2 protein-coding genes are annotated in these 1,708 nt (G+C 62.5%); both read right to left on the bottom strand.

What is annotated here, in order from left to right; translation table 11 throughout:
- A partial coding sequence (locus tag O4G76_RS19675) for an NAD(P)-dependent oxidoreductase (protein WP_269398852.1) occupies positions 1-1,096 on the bottom strand: 1,096 nt, incomplete at its 3' end.
- 266 nt (positions 1,097-1,362) lie between these two features.
- Positions 1,363-1,708 (bottom strand): CBS domain-containing protein (locus tag O4G76_RS19670; RefSeq protein WP_269398851.1); only part of this gene is annotated, 346 nt, incomplete at its 5' end.

The following is a 1,708-nucleotide window of genomic DNA, read 5'->3' as shown; positions in this document are numbered from 1 at the left end:
GCTGCTCGGCATTCGCCTGCACGACCTTGGTCGCGGAAACCCGCGCGGCATTCAGCCCGTTTTCCGAATACCAGTGATAGGGATCATCCTTCAGATTTCGCAGGATGCGCGGCATGTCTTCCCGCAGGCCGTGCTGCGGCTGCCAGCCCAACTGCTCCCGGGCGGTCGAAAGGTCCAGCTCGTAGTGATCGGAGGATATGTCCACCATCCAAGCTCGGATAAAGGCGTCCTCGCCGAAGATCCGGTTCTCTCCCCAAGCGCCGATCTTGGCGAGTTTCGGCGGGATGTTCCAGGTGATCCAATCCTCTCCATGCAACTCGTGCCCGATCAGGCGCTGCAACTCTCCGAAGGGAATGGGTTCGGCTTCGCCCAACAGGACCGGAAGCACATCCGGGAGGTCCACCCGACGATCCACGATGCGTTCGATCGCATCCAGCAGGTCTTCGAGATGCAGAAAGGCCTGTCCGCGTGACAGATCGCCCGGGTAAACTTTGCCGCTGAAGCGCTTCTCGTAAATGCGCGCGATCTGGTGAGCCAGGAACGTGGAATGCCCTTGGTCGTCGTAGATGCCGGCAGGGCGCATCAGGACGAGCTTTTCTTCGCCCTTCTCCTGTCTCAACATCGCCTCGGTGCGCACCTTCGAGGCACGGTAGGGAAGCTTCGCATCGAACGGCGCGTCTTCATCGATTGGCTGCCCCGGCGAAGTCGGCGCATGCGCGAGCATGGTGGAGGCAAAGACGAACTGCTCGAGCTGGAACTCCTGCAATCCCTTCAGCAGCCGCTTCGTCCCCTCCACCGTCACGGCGTCATATGCGGGGCTGTCCTCACCCGTCAGATCGAAATAGGCCGCGAGATGAATACACGCGGCAATGCGATCGCCATAGGCAAGCCGCACCCTCGCCAGAGCTTTGTCTACGCTTTCCTGATCGGTAATATCGAAACAGACACATTCCGCTTGGTGAGGCGGGTGTGGTGGCGAATGGCGGTCAAGCCCGACAACGCGGTAACTCTGATGCAGGCGTCGCACGACCGCTCCGCCAAGATAGCCGCTGGAGCCGGTGACGAGGACGACGGGCTTGTCCGGTGTCTCCGTCATTCCTCACCTATTTGCGCAGATACTTCACCAGCGCCACGATCGCGAGGATCACCAGCACGAGGATCAGGAGACCCCAGATCCCCATGCCGAACATCATTCCTCCGCCCATCATTCCGCCGTCCATCATCTATGTCTCCTGTGCTGTGGCCGCGCCGATACTCGTAAGGGCCTGCTGTCCCTCAACCTTCGGCATGGACGATGGGTCCAGACATCGCCGCCGAGACAGAAAAAAGGGCGGAGCGCCTCGCAGCGCTCCACCCCTCTCGTCAGCAGCAGCCCGAACGGCCTTCCGGTTGCGAGACCTTCTGGACGAGATCCGCGGTTTCCGCGCCCTGCGCCTCACGCGCCACGTCAGCCTGCGCCACCATCCCGCAGCACTTGCCCTCGCCGTCGGTCACGACGGCGCGGCGCACCTGGCGCTCTTCCATCTTGTTGCAGCAGGAGGAGACGTCCTCCTCGGGCGAGGTGGTCAGCACATCCGTCGACATGACCTCGGAGACGGCCGTATCGCCGGACTTGCCTTCGGCAACGGCGCCGCAGCAGATGTCGCGATCCGTCACGATGCCCATCGGCTCGCCCGCGTCGTTGAGCACCGGAAGCGCCCCGATGGAG

The organism is Limimaricola sp. G21655-S1 (genome assembly GCF_027213785.1).
GTDB lineage: Bacteria > Pseudomonadota > Alphaproteobacteria > Rhodobacterales > Rhodobacteraceae > Limimaricola.
Note: the sequence above shows the minus strand (reverse complement) of the source record. Positions and strands in the feature narration are given on the sequence as shown.